Below are 20,280 nucleotides of genomic sequence, written 5' to 3'. Positions count from 1 at the left end.
GCCCGTGAAAACCGAATCCGCCGCCGGGGCTATTCGGGCTCCTCTAAACTGAGACTTAACGATCTTAACTCTGCTGTGTGCGGATGGGTGACGTTGCCTGTCCGCAAATCGTCTGCACTCAGAAGCTCGACCATTTCACCACCAATCATGACGCCGATGCTGGTGCAAAGATGCGCTACGACGGCCAGATTGTGGCTGACCAGAATATAGGTCAGTTTCCGGCGCTCACGCAGATCGCTCAGCAGGTTCAGAATTTCGGCCTGAACCGAAACGTCCAGCGCCGACGTAGGTTCATCAAGCAACAGGATTTCCGGTTCTGAAATCATCGCCCGCGCAATCGCCACACGCTGGCGCTGTCCGCCGGAAAGCTGGTGCGGAAAGCGAAAACGCACCGCCTGCGGCAGCCCGACTTCAGCCAGAGCGTCGGTAATGCGCTTTTCGATATTCAGGAAACCGTGAACGATCAGCGGTTCACTCAGAATGCGGTCGATGGTCTGACGCGGATGCAGGGAGCCGTACGGATCCTGAAAAACCATCTGCACACGGCGGAAAAATCGTTTCTGCCGCACCGGCATCTGGTCTTCGCCGCCAATCACCATTTCACCCGACCACGACCGGTTCAGCCCGGCCAGCGCGCGTAAAATCGTGGATTTACCCGAGCCGCTTTCGCCGACAATGCCAAAGCATTCGCCGGGTGCCACGCTGAAGCTGACGCCTTTGACCACTTCCGTATCGCCGAACGCAATGCGCAGGTTACTGAGGATGATTTTGCTGTTATCTAAAGAAGGGGATTCTACTGTCATGAGGTTTTCCAGGCTTCATCACGCACCAGCACCGGCAGTCTGTCACGCGGATGTTTCAGCGACGGCAGGCATTCCAGCAACCCGCGCGTGTAAGGATGTTGGGCTTTCAGCAAATCACCGGCCTGTAACGTTTCGACGATGCGCCCCGCGTACATCACCGCCACGCGGTCGCAGAATTTGGAGACCAGCGGCAAATCGTGGCTGATCAGAATCAGGCCCATTCCGCGGCTGGACACCAGGTCATCCAGCAAACGCAGAATTTCTGCCTGAACGGTGGCATCGAGCGCGCTGGTGGGTTCGTCGGCAATCATCAGTTCAGGATCCGGTGCCAGCATCATGGCAATCATGACGCGCTGGCCCATACCGCCGGAGATTTCATGCGCGTAACGTTGTGCCACTTTATGCGGCTCACGGATTTTCACCTGATCGAGCAGTTCAATGGCAGCATTCATCGCCTGTTTGTTCGAGCCACCCTTGTGAGTCTGCCACGCTTCGGCCACCTGTTTGCCAACCGGCATCACCGGATTGAGCGAGTATTTCGGATCCTGAAGGATAAAGCCGACGCGCTTTCCGCGTATCTGGCGCATCTGTTTTTCACTGGCATTACGCAGATCAATGCCGTCGAAAGAGAGTGTTTCCGCGCGGCATTTCGCGCTGGACGGCAACAGGTTCATCAGACAGCGCGCGGTCAGGGATTTCCCCGAACCGCTTTCGCCCACGATACCGAACTTTTCCTTGCCCAGAGAGAGCGAAACGCCGCGAACAGCATCAAAACTTCCGCTGTTGGTCTGGAAGGTAATATGCAGATCTTTGATATCAACCAGCATCATTTCTCCTTAGGATCGAGGACGTCGCGCAGCCCGTCGCCGAGGAAGTTAAACGCCAGAGAAGTCACGAAAATGGCAATCGCCGGGATCAGTGGCACCCACCATTCGCTGAACAGGAAACGGCGTGCGGTCGCAATCATCGCGCCCCATTCCGGCGACGGCGGTTGTGCGCCCATGCCCAAAAATCCGAGGCTGGCGGCGGTGATAATGATCGAACTCATGTCCAGCGTAATGCGCACGACCAGACTTGGCACGCACAGCGGCATGATGTGACGAAGTACAATGCGGGCGGGCGTTGCGCCGGTCAGACGGCAGGCGGCAATGTAATCCGTGCCGCGCACCTGCATGGTTTCGGCGCGCGCCAGACGGGCATACGGCGGCCAGGCGGTGAGGGCGATGGCAAGAATGGCGCTTTCGATGCCGGGCTTAAGCGCCGCCACGAAAGCCAGCGCCAGAATCAGACGCGGGAAGGCCAGAAAGATGTCAGTGATGCGCATCAGAATGCGATCCAGCAAGCCTCCGGCGTAACCCGCGACGCAGCCTATCAGCAGGCCAACCGGCGCGACAATCGCCACGACAATAATCACCATACCGAGCGTGATGCGTCCGCCGTACAAAATGCGGCTCAGCGTGTCGCGGCCCAGTTCATCGGTGCCGAGCCAGTGCAGGGACGACGGTTTCGCCAGACGGTGCGCCAGATCCTGCGTTCCCGGATCATAGCTGGTCAGCCACGGCGCACAGATTGAAATCAGCAGAACCACCAGCACGGTAAACAGGCCGGTGATCGCCAGTGGATTTTTGCGCAGGCCAAGCCAGATACGGTATCTGCGCCCCCAGACCGCTTGCGTGCGGGTGTGAGGCGTATCCGCCAGCAGCCAGGCGCGGCTGCCTGCGCGGGGTTGCGATGTGACAGGTAAAATGCTCATGTTACGCGGGGATCCAATAGTCGGTAGAGAAGGTCGGCCAGCAGGTTAAGCAGCACGTAAATGGCGCCAATCAGCAAGGTGGAGCCGATGACCGGGTTCATGTCGGCGTTCATTAATGACACGGTGAGATATTGCCCGAGGCCCGGCCACGAGAAGACGTTTTCCGTGACCACGGCGCCCTCGAGTAAACCGGCGTAAGTCAGGGCCAGAACCGTAATCAGCTGAACGCCTACGGTCGGAAACGCGTGTTTCCAGATGACACGCTGTGCTGACAGCCCTTTGGCGCGCGCGGTGATGACGTATTCGCCGCCGAGCGCGTTGAGCATGAAAGTGCGGGTCATACGCGTGATGTAGGCCATGCTGAAATAGGCGAGGATCAGAACCGGCTGAGCCATGTGCGCCAGCGCATCCCAAAATGCCCCCATATCCCCGGCGATCAGCGAATCGACCGTCAGTAAACCGGTGACCTGCGGGATCATGTCCTGATAGATGATGTCCTGACGGCCCGGGCCGGGCGCGATGCCTAACGCGGAGTAGAAAATCAGCAGGCTGAGCAGCGCGAGCACAAACACCGGCAGGGAGTGACCGGCCAGACACACCACGCGGATGGTCTGGTCAATCCAGCTTCCCTGACGCGTTGCCGCCCAGACGCCCAGCGGAATGCCGACGATGGCCGCAATAATAATCGCCGCCGTGGCCAGTTCCAGCGTGGCCGGGAAGAAACGCGCGATATCCGTGGTGACCAGATTGGACGTCAGGGCAGACCGGCCTAAATCACCGTGAAAGACCTGACTGATGTAATGAAAGAACTGCATCCAGAGGGGCTGATCCAGCCCCATTTCATGACGAACCCGTTCAACGACTGCCTGCGGTGCATTGTCGCCCACCGCAGCCAGAACCGGGTCCGTCGGCATGACGCGACCGATAAAGAAAGTCACCACCGACAGACCAAACAAAGTAAGACAAACGCTGATGCAGGTACTCAGAAATCCATTGAGTCTCTTGCTCACGCTTTAACAACCTTCTCGTATGGGCTGGTGCTCATTACAGTTAATACCACACCGGAAATCACGTTACGGCAGGCGGCGGTCATGGTCGGTTGCAGCATGATGGCAAACGGGCTGTTTTCCATATGTTTGGTCTGCAACTCTTCGTAGAGTTTGATGCGGGTAGCGGGATCTGATTCTTTCAGCGCCTGAGTGCTGAGGTCAGAGATTGATTTATCCTGCCAGCTGCAACGCCACGCCAGCGTGCGGCTTTTCGCGGCATCGGTGTTATCCGGGTTGCTGCAAAAGGCTTCGGCGTTAGAGTTCGGGTCAAAGTAGTCCGCACCCCATTGGGTCATCGCCAGTTGTTGCTGACGCGCACGCATTTTGGTCAGTACCTGACGGCTTTCTGCCGCGAGCAGCGTCACTTTAATCCCGACTTCTGCGAGGTTAGATTGCAATGCCTGCACGATGTCAGAAGAAGGGGACGCGGAATAATGATCGAGCGTGATTTCAAACCCGTTCGGGAAACCGGCTTCGGCCAGCAGCGCTTTGGATTTCGCCACGTCGCGTTTGTACATGATGGTGTTCACCGCCGCCGGGAAACCTTCAGGCAGGAAGCTCTGATGGATTTTGTGCGTCAGCGGCACGATATGCTGCTGAATGTTTTCGTAATCGATCGCCCATTTGATCGCCTGCCAGACCTGCGGTTTCGCCAGGTTCGGGTGCGCGGTATTGGCGGAAAGCATGAATGTTCCGGCAATTCCTTTCTGAACCAGCGTGAAGTTTTTGTCTTTCAACAGCGGACGCAGCTGTTCGGTGGTCAGGTTACGTGCGATATCGATATCGCCTTTTTGCAACATCAGCAGCTGGGCGGACGGGTCGATAATGTGGCGCATGATGATGCGCTGGATTTTGCCCGCGTGCGGGTTGTTCTTGTTGCTTTCGAGAATGACGGATTCACTGACTTTCCAGTCACGCAGTTTGAAGGCCCCGGAACCGGCGCTGTTTTTCTTCAGCCAGGCGTTACCCAAATCCTCACCGGCCTGATTCGCCAGACAGGCGGATTTCTGCACGATGCTGCCGACGTTGGCGGTCAGGCAATATAAGAGGAAAGATTCGGAAGCCGGTTCAGCGGTTTTGATCACCAGAGTTTCGGCGTCAGTGGCGGTGATCATACTGTCGACGTTGTCTTTGGTATAGCCAAACTGGTTGATGATATACGCCGGGCTCTTGTCGAGTTTGACTACGCGTTGCAGGGAGAACGCGGCATCTTCAGCGGTAACCGGTTTGCCGTCGGCCCATTTGGCTTTCGGATCCAGTTTGAAGGTAAAGGTTTTTTTATCGTCGGAAGCGGTCCATGACAGAGCCAGATCGCCTTCGATTTCATCAGGGGAGGTCAGCTTGGGTTTCACCAGTTGCTGATACATATTGCCGGTAATTTCGCTGCCCACGGACTCGAAGCTTTCATGCGGGTCAAGGCTGGTAATGATGTCGAGTTGGATCGCCATCACCAGAATCGAAGCGGGCGTGGCCGCAAACACGGAATCAAATTTAAGGTATGACAGCACAGGTATTGCAGAAAAACCGGTAACAAATTGACGCCTGGTAACCATAACTACTCCCATCGTGTTGATATATAAAAGTAAAATTAAAAATTACGTTGTCAGACCCTTGACTTAAACTCAGGCAACTGGCTTAAATGAAAAAACGTTGCTTTGCACCTGTCGACGTTTCGTATCGAAAAAACTAATCTGAAGCGTACTGTGTTTGTTCTTAGTTGGTGCAATCGTTCGCAGATGATGCACTTCGTCTGAGCAAATCTCCGTTGTCTTAGTCATGCTTAATCAAAGGTAGACCTTTTTTATGAATAACGTAGCGCACGGAACTGAAGAATTAATGCCAGTATTTGATGGACATAACGATGTTTTGCTACAGCTTTGGAAAGAACATCGTCAAAATCCTGAACGCGCATTCCTTCAGGGACCCGCCAGCGGACAATTAGACCTGCCGCGCTGTCGTGAAGCGGGCTTTGCCGGCGGGCTGTTCGCCGCGTGGGTACCCACTCCAGATATTGATCTAGCAAATAGCGTGCCTGATCGCTCAGTCGACACGCGATTCCTTGCGGAAGGTACTCAAAAACATCCTGATTTTTCTCCGACACCTTCTTTCGATTTTGCACGCGATGTCACATTTGGCATGATGGCGTTTTTGCTCAGAATTGAAGAACAGTCGCAAGGAAAGGTGAAAATTTGCCGCTCGGCGCAGGAAATTCGTCAGTCAATAGATAACCATGCATTAGCTGTGGTTATGCATATTGAAGGAGCCGAAGCGATAGATGAGGATTTATATAATCTGGATGTGCTTTACAGCATGGGGTTGCGTTCGCTGGGGCCAGTCTGGAGCCGTCCGAACCTCTTCGGTCACGGCGTCCCGTTCAAATATCAAACCTCGCCGGATACCGGTCCGGGGCTGACGGAAGCGGGCGTCCGTTTGGTGAAGGCCTGTAATCAGAAACGCATCATGATTGATCTGTCGCACCTCAATGAAAAAGGCTTCTGGGAAATTGCCGGGCTGAGTGATGCGCCGCTGGTCGCCAGCCATTCCAATGCGTTCAGCATTTGCCCGCAGTCACGCAATCTGACCGACAAACAGCTGGCCGCCATCAAAGAGAGCAACGGTTTCGTCGGCCTGAACTTTGCCGTGCCGTTCCTGCGTGAAGACGGTAAAAGAAGCGACGATACCGGCACCGACATTATGGTGCGCCACGTGGATTATCTGGTGGAACATCTGGGCGAAGACAACGTGGGCTTTGGTTCGGATTTTGACGGTGCGTCAATGGCACCGTTCTTGTCGGATGTGCACGGTTTGCCGGTGCTGGTGAATGCGCTGCGTGAAGCGGGTTACGGGCAGGCGCTGCTGGAGAAGATTTGCTATAAAAACTGGGTTAACGTTCTGGAAAGAACCTGGGGAAAATAACGTACGCAGAGAACCACGAAGCGACGTGAATTGCAGAAAGTAAAAAGGCAGCTTTGAAAGGCTGCCTTTTGTTTTTTAGCGATAGTCAGACTTATTTGAAGAAGTCTGCGCTCACGGTCAGGTTGCCGCCGCTTTTGTTCTGCCACTGACGGGTAATGTGGTAGAACTTGGCGCCTTTCGCCGCAGCACGGTTCGCCACTTCCTGAGAAACGTCGGTGGTGCTGTTGAAGTGACCGGTGAAAGTCGTGGAATCAAACGGAACCATCTGAGCTGCGGTGACGTCGTTCACTTCCTGAATCTTAGCCCCGTTAGTTGCCGTGACAGTGTAACGCTGACCGGTAGAAGACTGCGTTTCGAAGAAACGGCCTACGGAACGGCTTGGGCTGCCGGAAGAGGCCACACCCGGAATTTCAACTTTCTTCGCTTCTGCACCGCCTGCCGCCAGCGCCGCTTTACCGGCTTCGGAATCAGCAGGAATGGCATCCGGAGACTGAACAACGCGTTTAGGGGCATCTTTCTTATAAATGAACGCAGTGATGTACTGGTTGCCGCCGCTGTTGGCATCAATCTGGCGCACGATGAAGAAGGAGTAAGCCCCTTTCTGTTTCGCGGCCTGAGTAATAGCATCATTCACGTCTGGCTGGCTGCGGAAGAAACCGCTGACAGTCACGGTATCAAAAGGCTCAAGGCCGTAAGCGACGTCTTTCGGAAGCTCTACAACGCCGTTAATCACGCGGTAGTGCGGGTCATTGCTGACTTCAGGCGCATCTTTTTTATAGATATCTGCAACTACGCGCCAGTTACCGCTATTGTTAGTGGTATTGGTATCTTGAATATAAAAATAATCTGCACCCAGCGTATCGGCACGGCGGGAAACGGCGTCAGACGCGTCGCCCAGCGTGTTAAATCGCCCGGTAATAACAATGCGATCAAAAGGCTTGATGGCGGCTGCTTTCTGCGGGCTAATTTCCTGCGCGGCATGTGCTGCGGACAGCGCAGAAATAGAAAACAGGGCCGATGCGATGATCGTTTTTGTCAGCTTCATAAAAAATCCTTTCACCTTGCGCTGTAATGTTGAAACGTGCTGAATTCTTGATGTGTAACAGGTTAGCGGCCGATTATTGCATGTAACAATGCTGAGTGTCTCAGCAATTTATGGCAATAATGCGAGCGGTATCGAGATATCACACCTCTTTTTTTACTGCCCCTAACTTATATAAGTTTGATGAATAAACCAAGTAGTGAAATAAATGTTAATTATTCACTATTTTCTAACTTTTATGCCCGCGCCGGGCGGGGTAGAGTGAGACTTACCTGAGTGATTGATCCGGTATAAATAGGATTCTCAGGTGAAATAAAGGCCTGTTTCTCACGGTTTGCAGCAGGTTTGCGAGCCCTATCAGTTTTTTTATTATTAATTGCCTGACTATCGCTGCGATACGTAGATTATTGATTAGATATTCAGTAGGTTATACCCAGCCTGCAAAAACAGATTTTCGGTCGTTAATATAACCGACAGGCTGGTAATTGAATTGTTATGTCGATGACACAAATCATCAATGAAAAGGGTGAAGGGAATACTATGCGTATTGGTGTACCAAAAGAGCGGTTGACCAATGAAGCCAGGGTTGCAGCCACGCCGAAGACGGTGGAACAGTTGCTCAAACTCGGCTTCACGGTGGCTATCGAACAGGGTGCCGGTAAGTTAGCCAGCTTTGAAGATTCCGCGTATGAAGAAGCGGGGGCCTCGGTCGTCACTGGCGATGATGTATGGCAATCAGATATCGTTTTGAAGGTCAATGCGCCTGAAAACGATGAAATTGACAAATTACAGGCAGGAACCACGCTGGTCAGCTTTATCTGGCCTGCGCAAAATCCTGAACTTATCCAAAAATTAGCCGACCGTCAGGTGACGGCGATGGCAATGGATTCTGTGCCACGTATTTCCCGCGCGCAATCTCTGGATGCCCTGAGTTCGATGGCTAACATCGCCGGTTACCGTGCGATTGTTGAAGCTGCGCATGAATTTGGCCGATTCTTCACCGGGCAAATCACCGCCGCCGGTAAAGTCCCGCCAGCAAAAGTCATGATTATCGGTGCCGGTGTGGCTGGTCTTGCTGCCATCGGTGCAGCAGGCAGCCTCGGTGCCATCGTTCGTGCGTTTGATACCCGCCCTGAAGTTAAGGAGCAGGTACAAAGTATGGGCGCGGAGTTCCTGGAACTGGACTTCGAAGAAGAAGCGGGCAGCGGTGACGGCTACGCGAAAGTGATGTCCGAAGCGTTCATCAAAGCGGAAATGGCGCTGTTTGCGGCTCAGGCGGAAGAAGTGGATATCATCGTGACTACCGCGCTGATCCCGGGACGTCCGGCGCCGAAGCTCATCACCAAAGAAATGGTCGCGTCCATGAAACCGGGCAGCGTGATTGTCGATCTGGCAGCACAAACCGGCGGTAACTGTGAACTGACCGTTGCCGACAAAATCACCACGACCGAAAACGGTGTGAAGATCATCGGTTACACCGATCTGCCAAGCCGTCTGCCAACGCAGTCTTCGCAACTGTACGGCACCAACCTGGTTAACCTGCTGAAACTGCTGTGCAAAGAGAAAAACGGCGAAATCGAAATTGATTTCGAAGATACCGTTGTGCGCGGCGTGACCGTGGTGAAAACCGGCGAAGTCACCTGGCCTGCGCCACCGATTCAGGTTTCTGCCCAGCCACAAGCTGCGAAAGCCGCTGAACCTGTAGTAAAAGCAGAAGCTAAACCGGCTAACCCGTGGACCAAATTCATCATCATGGCCGTCGCCATCGTGCTGTTTGGCTGGCTGGCCAATGTTGCTCCGAAAGAATTCCTGTCCCACTTTACCGTTTTCGCGCTGTCCTGCGTGGTCGGTTATTACGTGGTCTGGAATGTCAGTCATGCATTGCATACCCCGTTAATGTCGGTCACTAACGCCATTTCAGGGATCATCGTGGTGGGTGCCGTGCTGCAAATCGGTCATGGCGGTTGGGTCAGTTTCCTGTCCTTTATTGCCGTTCTGATTGCCAGTATCAATATTTTCGGCGGATTCACCGTCACTCAGCGCATGCTGAAGATGTTTCGCAAGAACTAAGGGGTAACATATGTCTGGGGGTTTAGTTACAGCAGCATATATTGTTGCCGCTATTCTGTTTATTTGCAGCCTTGCAGGGCTGTCAAAACATGAAACGTCTAAGCAGGGTAACATTTTCGGCGTCACCGGGATGGCCATTGCATTAATCGCGACCATTCTGGGGCCTGACTCCGGTAACGTGGGCTGGATCATCGTCGCGATGGTGATCGGCGGTGCAATCGGTGTTTATCTGGCGCGTAAAGTCGAAATGACCGAAATGCCTGAACTGGTGGCTATCCTGCACAGCTTCGTGGGGCTGGCGGCGGTTCTGGTGGGCTTTAACAGCTATCTGGACCACGGCGCTGTACCGATGGAAGGCGTGATGGAAAACATCCATCTGACCGAAGTATTCCTCGGCATCTTCATCGGTGCGGTGACCTTCACCGGTTCGATTGTGGCGTTTGGCAAACTGCGCGGGATTTTTTCTTCCAAACCGCTCGCACTGCCACATCGTCACAAGCTGAATCTGGCGGCGCTGGTTGTTTCTTTCCTGCTGATGGTGACGTTTGTCCGTACCGATAGCGTCGGCCTGCAGGTGCTTGCGCTGTTGATCATGACCGTGATTGCGCTGGCGTTCGGCTGGCATCTGGTTTCCTCCATTGGCGGTGCGGATATGCCGGTGGTGGTTTCCATGCTGAACTCTTATTCCGGTTGGGCCGCGGCGGCTGCAGGTTTCATGTTGAGCAATGACCTGCTGATCGTCACCGGTGCGCTGGTGGGTTCCTCCGGTGCGATTCTGTCCTACATCATGTGTAAAGCGATGAACCGTTCGTTCATCAGCGTGATTGCCGGGGGTTTCGGTACTGACGGTTCTTCTACCGGTGATGCGGAAGAAATGGGTGAATACCATGAAGCGTCAGCCGAGGAAGTGGCCGACATGCTGAAAAACGCCAGCTCAGTGATCATCACCCCGGGCTACGGCATGGCGGTGGCACAGGCGCAATATCCTGTTCACGACATCACGGCGAAACTGCGTGCGAAAGGTATCAAAGTACGTTTTGGTATTCACCCGGTTGCCGGGCGTTTGCCGGGCCACATGAACGTGCTGCTGGCGGAAGCAAAAGTCCCGTATGACATCGTGCTGGAAATGGACGAGATCAACGACGACTTTAGCGACACCGACGTGGTGCTGGTGATCGGTGCGAATGACACTGTGAACCCGGCCGCGCAGGAAGATCCGCGCAGCCCGATCGCCGGCATGCCGGTGCTTGAAGTATGGAAAGCGCAGAACGTTATCGTTTTCAAACGTTCGATGAACACCGGTTATGCCGGCGTACAGAATCCGCTGTTCTTTAAAGAAAATACGCAAATGCTGTTTGGTGATGCGAAAGAAAGCGTAGAGAAAATCCTGCGCGCGCTGTAATTCTCCATCGGTAATTCAGTAATGAAAAAGGCCAGTCTGTTGACTGGCCTTTGTTTTATCTCTTGTTCAGACGTTATTCGTCTTCATCTTCTTCGTCATCGTCCGACGTAATAGGGCACTCGAAATCATCGGGTTTGATGGCAAGCAAATCACATTTCAGATGGTCGATCACCTGTTCTGTCGTATTGCCCAGAAACGCCGCAGATAAACCGGTACGCCCGATAGACCCCAACACAACAACACCCGCTTGCAGATGCTCCGCAAGGTCAGGAATGACTTCTTCCGGCAGACCTTTTTCCACGTGCGTGAATTTTTCATCGAGCTGGAATTTCTGGCGTAAAGCTTTCATCGCAATCAGATGCTGACCGCGTATCGCGTCGTTGTAAACGCTTGGATCAAAATCTGGAAGTTCGATAGCGATGTTAATGGGTGTGACCGGATATGCGCCGACCAGATGGACTTCGGTCTGATTCACATGGCTGGCGAGTTCGATAGTCTCTTTCACCAGCTTGATGTTGAGCGGGTCGTGATAAGGCTCTTCGCTGGAAAGGTTAACGGCAACCACCGCTTTACCGCCTTCCGGCCACGGCTGGTCTTTCACCATCCAGACCGGGCAAGGGCATTTGCGCAGCAAATTCCAGTCCGTTGGGGTGAAAATAACGGATTCCAGACGGTCATGCTGATGAGCCATTTTCAGAAGCAAATCATGATTTCCGGAAATCACTTCCTGAATAATCGCTTCAAAAGGTTTGTTGTGCCAGACGACTTTGACATCAATCGGAATGCCAGCATCGACATAATAGTGGCATTGCTCTTTGATCCATTCTTCTCTTTCACTGATCACGCTCTGGCGCATGCTGGTTCGTTCATCAGGCGAAAGCATGGTCGTCATTTCGTATGAAAAGTCATAAATGGACAGGAAGGCTTTAATGCGGCCACCGTTACGTTGCACCAGATAAACGGCACGACGCAGAGCGGGTTGGTCATCCTGATTGGGGTCTATAGCAACCAGTAAATTCTGATACTTAGCCATGGGGACTCCTTAACACCTGTAAGAGAACGGCGGTCAGTGTATTAAGTACAGAGTAAACCAAGATTAAGCAATCGGACAGAGGAGAAATTGAGTCGGATCAACAAATTATTCCTTGTATGATCCGACGCCAATCTATTAGAAGAAAATCAAAACGGTCAGGCAGAAACGGGGGCAGACTGTCCGGCTAACTGAGAAAGCATTTCGTGATTCTCAATCGTAATGTATTTGCCTTTAACACTCAGCATTTCTGATTTCTGGAAACGGCCCAGCAGACGGCTGATGGTTTCGACGGTCAGGCCGAGATAGTTACCGATGTCGCCACGGGTCATGGTCAGGCGGAATTCGCGCTGAGAGAAGCCACGTTGTGCGAAACGGCGGGAGAGGTTGTAGATAAACGCCGCCAGTCTTTCTTCAGCATTTTTCTTCGACAACAGGAGGATCATGTCCTGGTCGCCTTTGATCTCACCGCTCATCAGGCGCATCATTTGCTGACGCAGATTTGGCATTTTCCCGGAGAGATCATCGAGCGTCTCAAACGGGATTTCACAAACCATGGACGTTTCCAAAGCTTGTGCGAAACTTGGGTGCTGCAAACCACCAATGGCATCAAAACCGACTAAATCGCCTGCCAGATGGAAACCGGTAATCTGTTCGTCACCTTGCTCAGTGATGGTATAGCTTTTAATGGTCCCGGAACGAATGGCGTAAAGGGATTTCAATTCATCACCGGCCTTAAACAATGCCTGACCTTTTTGGATCGGCTTTTTCCTTTCGATGATGTTATCCAGCTGATCGAGTTCATGCTCGTTCAGGGTGAAAGGAATACAAAGCTGGCTGATGCTACAGTCCTGACAATGGATTGCACAGCCACCAGATTGGATACGTCGAATAATACGTTTTTCTGGGATCATGATAGTCACTCTGGCAATATTGATATGGGTCAATTTTAACATCTTTTGCAGCGAGTGATAAGTAGCTGAATGGAGCGAAAAGAGCGAAATGTTAAAAAACCCCGATTTTAAACAGGTTTTTTTTCGGAATAGTTTGATCTGAACTGGGAATTAAGTCGAATTGAGAATCAATGAGATTTAAAAAGGCATCAAATTATCTGTGAAAATTATAATTCTATTTTAATGAATTAGCCGTCTGAATCAATTTATAGCAACCTAAGGATATTCTCTGACGGTGAATTATTCGCGGGCGTGGGGAATCAATTTCTCCCCTTAATTCAACGCGCGAGAATATGGCACAAAATGCCACCTGCCAACGACTTTGATACCCATTCGCTTCGCAACCGCATACAATGCGCAGATTCGTTTAGCTTTCGTTTAATTTTAGGAAAGGTGTAATGCAGTCTGATTCTCTGGGATTCCCATTCGAAACGACCGTCGTTTTTGTTGTCGTGGCCGTCGCCGCGCTGCTGATTGATATCTTCGCGCATCGCAGCCACAAACCGATTGGCCTGAAAAGCGCTTCAATCTGGACACTCTTCTGGATTGCCGTTTCTCTCAGCTTTGCCGGTTTTTTGTATATCCATCATGGCAAAGAAGTCGCCAGCCTGTTCCTGACCGGTTACGCGCTGGAGCAGGTGTTATCCGTGGACAACCTGTTCGTGATTATGGCGATTTTTGCCTGGTTTAAAGTGCCTGATGGTTATCGTCATCGCATTCTTTACTGGGGCGTTATCGGCGCCATCGTTTTCCGCGGGATTTTCGTGGTGATCGGCACCAGCCTCCTGGCGCTGGGGCCGTGGGTTGAAATGGTGTTTGCCGTTGTCATTTTGTGGACGGCGATTCTGATGATGCGTGCTGGCAACGATGATGAAGAGAATGATGATTACTCGGATCACATCGCTAACCGTCTGGTGCGCCGCTTTTTCCCGGTGTTCCCGAAACTGGTGGGGCCGCATTTTCTGGTCAGCAGCGAGCAGGTCGAAGCTGAACTGGCGAAACCGGAAAATCAGGGCTTCAGCTTTACCGTGAAGAAGGGCGTACGCTACGCGACGCCGCTGTTGCTGTGTATTGCCGTTGTGGAAATCTCCGACCTGATGTTTGCTTTTGACAGCGTGCCTGCGGTCATTGCCGTCAGCCGCGAACCGCTGATTGTTTATTCCGCCATGATGTTCGCGGTGCTGGGCTTACGTACGATGTATTTCGTGCTTGAAGCGCTGCGTAAATATCTGGTGCATCTGGAAAAATCTGTGATCTTCCTGCTGTTTTTTGTTGCAGCAAAACTGGCGCTGAATTCTAGTAATCATCTGTGGCATCACGGGATAGAAATCGAGGCGTTAACCAGTCTTTACGTGGTTCTGGGCGTGCTGGCGCTGGGTATTGTGGCCAGCTTACTTTTCCCTGGCAAAAAAGAATCTGCCTAGTTTCTAATCCGTAATTTGCTGGTCAGTCCCATAAAAAAACGCTGCTATCGCAGCGTTTTTCTTTTCTGTTTTCAGGATCCTCAGAGCGTTACACGTCGCCTTCGTTATCTTTTTCCACCGCTTCATGAATGCGATCCAGCATGTCCGGAAACGCCGACTGCACACGGCTCCAGCTCGGGATAAACGGTTTTTCACTCGGCGTATCCACAAACGCCTGACCGGCTTCCATGATCGCGCCGGAGAAAAGTTCCACTGCGGATTCTTCACTGTGGCGGTCAAACGACAAGCCATTCATCCGCGCGTCATTCTCAAAACTGTCAATCATATCCAGCGCATTGCGGTAATACGTGGCTTTGAGAATACGGAATGACTCGCTGGTGATATTCACGCCGAGAATCGCCATCTTACGGTACAGCGCTTTGGTGATATCAATACTCATGCGCTGCAAACCGTTGGTGGCGTCATCTTCTGACATTGGCTGATGCTTGTGGTCGTAATTATCAGCGATATCCACCTGACAGATACGGCGCGTCGCGGTATTGCGGTGCAGTTCGGACAATACGCCGATTTCCAGACCCCAGTCACTGGGAATGCGCAAATCATTCAGAACGTGCGTACGCATGGCGAATTCACCGGAAAGCGGATAGCGGAAGGTACGCAGATATTCCAGAAAATCCGAATGACCATAAACAATTTGCAGCGATTTAAGCAGCGGGAACACGAGCAGACGCCCGACGCGGCCGTTAAATTTCCCGTCCGCCACACGGGCGTAATAGCCTTTGCAGAAATCGTAATGGAAATTCGGATTTGCCACCGGATACATCAGCCGCGCCAGCATGTCGCGGCTATAGGTGACAATGTCACAATCGTGCAGCCCGACCACCGATGTGCGGCGCGATGCCAGGGTATACCCGGCGCAGAACCACACGTTGCGGCCTTTGCCCGGTTCATTTGGTGACAGATTTTCTTTTTTCAGCTCTTCATCCAGCGCCTTCAGACGCGGGCCGTCATTCCACAAAATACGATGACGCTGCGGCAGACGGGAGAAAAACTCGCGGGCAAATAAAAACTGATCGCGATCTGCACGATCTAATCCTATTACGATTTCTTCCAGATAGGGGACTTTTGTCAACTCATCAACAATATGGGTCAGCGCCGGGCCTTCAAGTTCTGAAAACAATGAAGGTAATATTAATCCCATTGAACGGCGGCCTGAAAACACCTGCAAATCGTATTCCAGTTCTTCAACTTTACGGTTAGTCAGGTTATGAAAATTAGTGATTACACCATCCTGATAAAAATCGCTCATACGGTATTCTCCAATTTTAGAATAGATAAAATTATTGGAAGTCTTATCGGTAAAACAAAGAGCAATAAACAATGCAAAACCCGGCATTGAATAAACAATTTTCCCTTTAACGCCTTCCTTTAAGGAAGGGTAATAAAATGATTCAGCCCCTGGCTCCAGCCGTGCGGGCCAAACTCCGTGGTACGAAATACCTGTGAGCCGTTCCCGTCATTCACCGGCATCTGATGCTCGTGATAGCCTTTAATCACTACGGCGTAATCCACGGTCTCCAGCATCGATAAATCGTTCGGGCCATCGCCCAGCCCGATACTGGCGACCGGCACGCCGCGCTGTTGCCGGTACAGTTGCGACAGCCATTGCACCGCCTGACCTTTTCCGGCGTCGGTGCCCATGACATGCCAGAAGCGGCCGCCGCGCGTGAGCGCCAGACCTTCACGGGACAGGCACTTTTTCAGATGTGCAAAATCCAGATCGTTACCAAACCACACCAGCGGTTCGGACGCTTCGCGCTGCATCGCCAGTTCAGCCTGTGCTTCAGATAAGCCCGTCCAGACTGCGACCTGTTTTGGCGTGACGTCACCAAAGCCGCGAAACTCAAAATCATAGCGCTGGCGCAAATCGACCAGCGCCTGACGGATATCGCTGTAACGGGCACCCATGACGTGAACCGGTTGCTGTTCCTGCGTTTGCCAGCCGGGCGGCAGGTGGATAATCGCCCCGTTTTCTGCAATAAAAGGCTGATGCGTTAAGTGCAGGGCGGTCTGTAATGCCGCGACTTCGGCGGAGGTTTTACTGGTGGTCAGAATTAACGGGACATTCGCGGCAGCCAGTTTGTCCAGCCACGGCTGCGCGGGTTTCCAGCTGTAATCGTGATGGTCGAGCAGTGATCCATCCAGGTCTGTGAAAATAATCAAGGGATCATCAAGGTACGGCATCTTTTCTCCTCAATTTGACGGGGTTACAGAAGCGCATTGGTCGGAATGGTTTTCTGCCCCAGCAGCTAAGTATAGATTCAAAAATGACTTTTACCGGTTATCCGGCCATTTCAGAATTCTTTACCGGTGTTCATCAGCCGGGACCCGGCTTTACCCGCAGGGCTTTTGCAGGGATAATTTACTCCGGTCCCACCGCTGAAAAAGAGGTAAGCAATGAGCGATGATGATGATTTATTCAGTCAGGAAATGGCGGGAGTGCAGCCTCTGGCGTCGGATAAACGGGTGGTCTACCTCAGGAACTCAGCCACAGGGAACAAACCGGAAACCGGAGATGCCGCCGAAAAGCGTGACAATCCGCTGACCACCGGTTTTCTGAATATCCTGCCGTGCGACGAACCCCTGGAATACAAACACGACGGCGTACAGCAGGGCGTGCTCGACAAACTCCGGCAGGGGAAATATCCGCTGGAGGCCAGCCTGAACTTGCTGCGTAAACCGGTCGAACAGTGCCGTCAGGAGCTTTTTGCTTTCTTCTGTCAGGCGCAGGCGGAGAATCTACGCACCCTGTTAATCATTCATGGCCGTGGCCGGAATGACCAAAGCCACGCCAATATCGTGCGCAGCTACGTCGCAAAATGGCTTAAACAGCTTGATGACGTGCAGGCTTTCAGTGTGGCAATCCAGAAAGACGGCGGTGCGGGCGCCTGTTACGTTGCGCTGAAGAAAACAGCGCAGGCCAAACAGGAAAACTGGGAGCGCCACGCCAAACGCAGCCGCTGACCCGAAACCTTTGACAGAAACTTTGTTGCGTCGTGGTTTAAGCGCGACCCTTTAATGTCCTGATACTTTTTCTGCCCGGCGACGGGCACTCAACTGAGCCATTTTCATGTTTTCAAAACCGGTTTATGTAGGTAGCACACTGTTGCTGTGTGCGGTGAGTCTGCTGTCTGCCTGCGATGGTGGCGCATCTGATGCTAAAGATGCGCTGGTGATTGAAGGAAAAACCATGGGCACGTTTTACCGTGTCAGCCTGGCGGGAGTGGATAAAAACCGGGAAGCCCCGCTGCGTGAACAAATCGAAGCGCAGCTCAAAGAAGATGATCACGAACTGTCGACCTACAAAGAAGACTCGGTTTTATCGCGTTTTAATCAGTATCAGGGCAACGTACCACAACCGGTAAGCGCGGGGATGGCGGATGCCGTGGTGACGTCAATGCGCATTGGTCAGCTGACCGGCGGCGCAATGGACATTACTATCGGACCGCTGGTGAATCTGTGGGGATTCGGCCCGGATAAACAGCCGGTGAAAATGCCGACGCCGGAACAGATTGCGGATGCCCGTCAGCGCACGGGTTTACAACATCTGAAAGTGATCCAGCAGAGCGACGGGCAATATCTGCAAAAAGATTTGCAGGGGATGTATGTCGATCTCTCGACCGTTGGCGAAGGTTACGCCACCGATCATCTGGCGCGCCTGATTGAAGGTAACGGTATCAGCAATTATCTGGTGTCGGTGGGCGGTGCGGTGGTTTCACGCGGACACAATCCGAAGGGGAATCCTTGGCAGGTGGCGATTCAGAAACCGACGGACAAAGAGACGGCGGTGCAGGCGATTGTCGATTTACAGGGCATGGGGATCAGCACCTCCGGCAGCTACCGTAATTACTATGAGCTGAACGGCAAACGGTTGTCGCACATTATTGACCCGGCGACCGGTTCGCCGATCACCCATAAGCTGGTTTCTGCGACCGTAATTGCGCCGACTGCGCTGGAAGCGGATGGTTGGGACACCGGCCTGATGGTGCTGGGCACCCATAAAGCGCTGGCGCTGGCGGAGAAAGAACATCTGGCGGTGTATCTCATCACCAAAGAGGGCGACACGTTCAAAACCTACATGTCGCCGCAGTTCAAAGCCTACCTGAAAGATCCGGAGTAACCGTTTCACAGGGTTCCGTGCAGTTTCTCCGCCAGGAAATCGAGAAACACGCGTAACGCCGGAGACTGACCTTTGTGGCTGGCATACAGCGCCGAAATCTCAGACGGCGGTGTCTGCCAGTCCGGCAGAAAATAGTGCAGCCTTCCCGACGCTAACTCCTCTTTGCACGCCATTTCCGGCAGCAACGCAACGCCCAATCCGTCCACTGCGGCCTGACGCAGCACCAGCAGATTATTGCTGATCATCTTCGGTGTTAATTCTACTTTGCGGGCGCCGTCTTGCGGATGCGACAGCTCCCAATGGCCCGCCGCCCACGGCGTTTTGCGCACCAACGTTGGCAGATAACTCAGTTGATCCGCTGAGGGCACGGACGGCAGCGCCGCGATAAACGCCGGGCTGGCAACCAGCACGTAACGAAGCAGGCCGAGCGCTTTACGGTACAAACCGGAATCATCGAGCGGCTCGCTGTGCGAATGCACGGTGACGTCGAAATTCTCCTCCAGCAAATCCACCGACCGGTTAATGGCCAGAAGCTCCAGTTGTATATCGGGAAAACGGGTCAGGAACTCCGCCATCAGCGGCGCGACCACCATTTCCGCCATCATCACCGGTGTGCACACACGCAGCAGTCCGCGCGGATTTTGCTGCAAATCGTCGATGACCTGCCGCGCTGCCTGCGCCTGTTGCACTAATTTCTGGCATTCAACCGCGTAGCATTCACCCACGCTGGTGACTGAGAAATGGCGAGACGTGCGTTGCAGCAAACGTACGCCGAGGCGGGTTTCCAGCGCGTCAATCCGGCGGCTGAGCAGGGATTTTGACACACCCAGCGCGCGGCCTGCGGCGGTAAAACCCTGATGTTTCACTACGGCGGCAAACAGCGCCATGTCATTGAGATCTTCCGTCATCGGTGAAGGCTTCCGTCGTTGCAATAATGGGACGATGTGTTGCGATATTAGGTATTTTTCATTATTACAACAACGATTACCCTGTGTTTATGCAAACAAACTTATTGAAACAGGTTAACCCGATGAAAATTTTACACCTCGATTCCAGCCCGTTTATCACGGGTTCTGTCTCCCGCGAGCTGTCTGCAATGATCGTCGCCGAACTTTGCGCACGTAATCCCGGCGCAGAAGTTACCTACCGCGATCTGGGCGTCACGCCGCCGCCTCATCTTTCTGCCGCCGCCATGAGCCTGCTGCACAACGCGCAGGACGAAGTGATTACACCGCAACTTCAGGCGGAGCTGGACGGGATTTATCAATCCATCGAAGAGCTGACGGCCTGCGACGTGCTGGTGATTGGCGCGCCGATGTATAACCACGCGGTCCCCAGCAACCTGAAGGCGTGGATCGACCAGGTCTGTCAGAAAGGGAAAACGTTCCGCTATACGCCACAAGGTGTCATCGGGCTGATCCCCGGTAAAACAGCGTTTATCGCCTCAACCCGTGGCGGCGTTTACAGTACGGAGGAAGGCAAGTTGCATGATTTCCAGGAGCCGTATCTGGCCTCTATTCTGGAACTGATGGGCGTGGCAGATTGCCACATTATTCGTGCGGAAGGCGTGAGCCGTCAGGCAATCGGACGCGAGAAAGGGCTGGCGCAAGGGCGCGAAACGCTGCTTCAGATTTTGAATGCCTGAAGCAGCGCGCCGG

General features: G+C 53.0%; 18 protein-coding genes. 7 read left to right on the top strand and 11 right to left on the bottom strand.

Features of this window, described 5'->3' with window-relative positions:
• Positions 1–29: 29 nt before the first annotated feature.
• The 5 genes from GW579_RS03615 to GW579_RS03595 are packed head-to-tail and all read right to left on the bottom strand — an operon-like array spanning position 30 to position 5,158.
• Complete coding sequence (locus tag GW579_RS03615; RefSeq protein ID WP_165057600.1) at positions 30–803, bottom strand: ABC transporter ATP-binding protein; 774 nt, start codon at positions 801–803, stop codon at positions 30–32.
• The gene (locus tag GW579_RS03610) at positions 800–1,630 is read right to left on the bottom strand and encodes an ABC transporter ATP-binding protein (protein ID WP_165058700.1); all 831 of its coding nucleotides are present in this window, start codon (positions 1,628–1,630) and stop codon (positions 800–802) included. The genes GW579_RS03615 and GW579_RS03610 overlap by 4 nt, the downstream gene beginning before the upstream one ends.
• The gene (locus tag GW579_RS03605) at positions 1,630–2,556 is read right to left on the bottom strand and encodes an ABC transporter permease (RefSeq protein ID WP_152326278.1); all 927 of its coding nucleotides are present in this window, start codon (positions 2,554–2,556) and stop codon (positions 1,630–1,632) included. Before GW579_RS03605 ends, GW579_RS03610 begins: the two co-directional genes overlap by 1 nt.
• The gene (locus GW579_RS03600) at positions 2,553–3,566 is read right to left on the bottom strand and encodes an ABC transporter permease (RefSeq protein WP_152326277.1); all 1,014 of its coding nucleotides are present in this window, start codon (positions 3,564–3,566) and stop codon (positions 2,553–2,555) included. Before GW579_RS03600 ends, GW579_RS03605 begins: the two co-directional genes overlap by 4 nt.
• The gene (locus GW579_RS03595; RefSeq protein ID WP_152326276.1) at positions 3,563–5,158 is read right to left on the bottom strand and encodes an ABC transporter substrate-binding protein; all 1,596 of its coding nucleotides are present in this window, start codon (positions 5,156–5,158) and stop codon (positions 3,563–3,565) included. The genes GW579_RS03600 and GW579_RS03595 overlap by 4 nt, the downstream gene beginning before the upstream one ends.
• Before the next feature lie 250 nt (positions 5,159–5,408).
• Here GW579_RS03595 and GW579_RS03590 point away from each other — a divergent pair, with 250 nt between their 5' ends.
• Positions 5,409–6,521: a dipeptidase gene (locus GW579_RS03590; protein ID WP_165057598.1), complete on the top strand. Its 1,113-nt coding sequence runs from the start codon at positions 5,409–5,411 to the stop codon at positions 6,519–6,521.
• A 91-nt stretch (positions 6,522–6,612) separates the two neighbouring features.
• On the opposite strand, the gene ydgH is transcribed toward GW579_RS03590, so the two are convergent.
• The gene (gene ydgH, locus GW579_RS03585) at positions 6,613–7,566 is read right to left on the bottom strand and encodes a DUF1471 family protein YdgH (protein ID WP_152326274.1); all 954 of its coding nucleotides are present in this window, start codon (positions 7,564–7,566) and stop codon (positions 6,613–6,615) included.
• Positions 7,567–8,103: 537 nt separating this feature from the next.
• Here ydgH and pntA point away from each other — a divergent pair.
• Both pntA and pntB read left to right on the top strand, forming a co-directional pair.
• Positions 8,104–9,633: a Re/Si-specific NAD(P)(+) transhydrogenase subunit alpha gene (pntA, locus tag GW579_RS03580; protein WP_165058698.1), complete on the top strand. Its 1,530-nt coding sequence runs from the start codon at positions 8,104–8,106 to the stop codon at positions 9,631–9,633.
• A 10-nt stretch (positions 9,634–9,643) separates the two neighbouring features.
• On the top strand, positions 9,644–11,035 hold the full coding sequence (gene pntB, locus GW579_RS03575) for a Re/Si-specific NAD(P)(+) transhydrogenase subunit beta (protein WP_152326273.1): 1,392 nt from the start codon (positions 9,644–9,646) through the stop codon (positions 11,033–11,035).
• 73 nt (positions 11,036–11,108) lie between these two features.
• On the opposite strand, the gene uspE is transcribed toward pntB, so the two are convergent.
• Positions 11,109–12,068, bottom strand: coding sequence for a universal stress protein UspE (gene uspE / locus GW579_RS03570; RefSeq protein WP_152326272.1), 960 nt, complete (start codon positions 12,066–12,068; stop codon positions 11,109–11,111).
• A 155-nt stretch (positions 12,069–12,223) separates the two neighbouring features.
• Positions 12,224–12,979, bottom strand: a complete 756-nt coding sequence (locus GW579_RS03565; RefSeq protein ID WP_013575564.1) for an FNR family transcription factor — start codon at positions 12,977–12,979, stop codon at positions 12,224–12,226.
• 437 nt (positions 12,980–13,416) lie between these two features.
• Here GW579_RS03565 and GW579_RS03560 point away from each other — a divergent pair, with 437 nt between their 5' ends.
• The gene (locus GW579_RS03560) at positions 13,417–14,442 is read left to right on the top strand and encodes a TerC/Alx family metal homeostasis membrane protein (protein WP_152326271.1); all 1,026 of its coding nucleotides are present in this window, start codon (positions 13,417–13,419) and stop codon (positions 14,440–14,442) included.
• A gap of 88 nt (positions 14,443–14,530) precedes the next feature.
• On the opposite strand, the gene GW579_RS03555 is transcribed toward GW579_RS03560, so the two are convergent.
• Together GW579_RS03555 and GW579_RS03550 are read right to left on the bottom strand one after the other, a co-directional pair.
• A complete protein-coding gene (locus GW579_RS03555) occupies positions 14,531–15,751 on the bottom strand; it encodes a glycosyltransferase family protein (RefSeq protein ID WP_152326270.1) in 1,221 nt (406 codons plus the stop codon).
• A 119-nt stretch (positions 15,752–15,870) separates the two neighbouring features.
• Entirely contained in the window at positions 15,871–16,686 is an 816-nt protein-coding gene (locus GW579_RS03550) for a mannosyl-3-phosphoglycerate phosphatase-related protein (protein WP_165057596.1), read from the bottom strand.
• 213 nt (positions 16,687–16,899) lie between these two features.
• Here GW579_RS03550 and smrA point away from each other — a divergent pair, with 213 nt between their 5' ends.
• Together smrA and apbE are read left to right on the top strand one after the other, a co-directional pair.
• Entirely contained in the window at positions 16,900–17,466 is a 567-nt protein-coding gene (gene smrA, locus GW579_RS03545; protein ID WP_152326268.1) for a DNA endonuclease SmrA, read from the top strand.
• Between the two features lie 106 nt (positions 17,467–17,572).
• Positions 17,573–18,622, top strand: coding sequence for an FAD:protein FMN transferase ApbE (gene apbE / locus GW579_RS03540; RefSeq protein WP_165057594.1), 1,050 nt, complete (start codon positions 17,573–17,575; stop codon positions 18,620–18,622).
• Between the two features lie 5 nt (positions 18,623–18,627).
• Here apbE and GW579_RS03535 read toward each other — a convergent pair whose 3' ends face one another.
• Positions 18,628–19,530, bottom strand: a complete 903-nt coding sequence (locus tag GW579_RS03535) for a LysR substrate-binding domain-containing protein (protein ID WP_165057592.1) — start codon at positions 19,528–19,530, stop codon at positions 18,628–18,630.
• 122 nt (positions 19,531–19,652) lie between these two features.
• Between GW579_RS03535 and GW579_RS03530 the strand changes: the two genes are divergently transcribed.
• Positions 19,653–20,267 (top strand): FMN-dependent NADH-azoreductase, encoded by a 615-nt coding sequence (locus tag GW579_RS03530; RefSeq protein ID WP_165057590.1) that lies wholly within the window; start codon positions 19,653–19,655, stop codon positions 20,265–20,267.
• Positions 20,268–20,280 lie beyond the last annotated feature (13 nt).

The organism is Rahnella contaminans (assembly GCF_011065485.1).
In the GTDB taxonomy this organism is placed as follows: domain Bacteria; phylum Pseudomonadota; class Gammaproteobacteria; order Enterobacterales; family Enterobacteriaceae; genus Rahnella; species Rahnella contaminans.
This window is presented reverse-complemented; position numbering and strand designations above follow the sequence as displayed.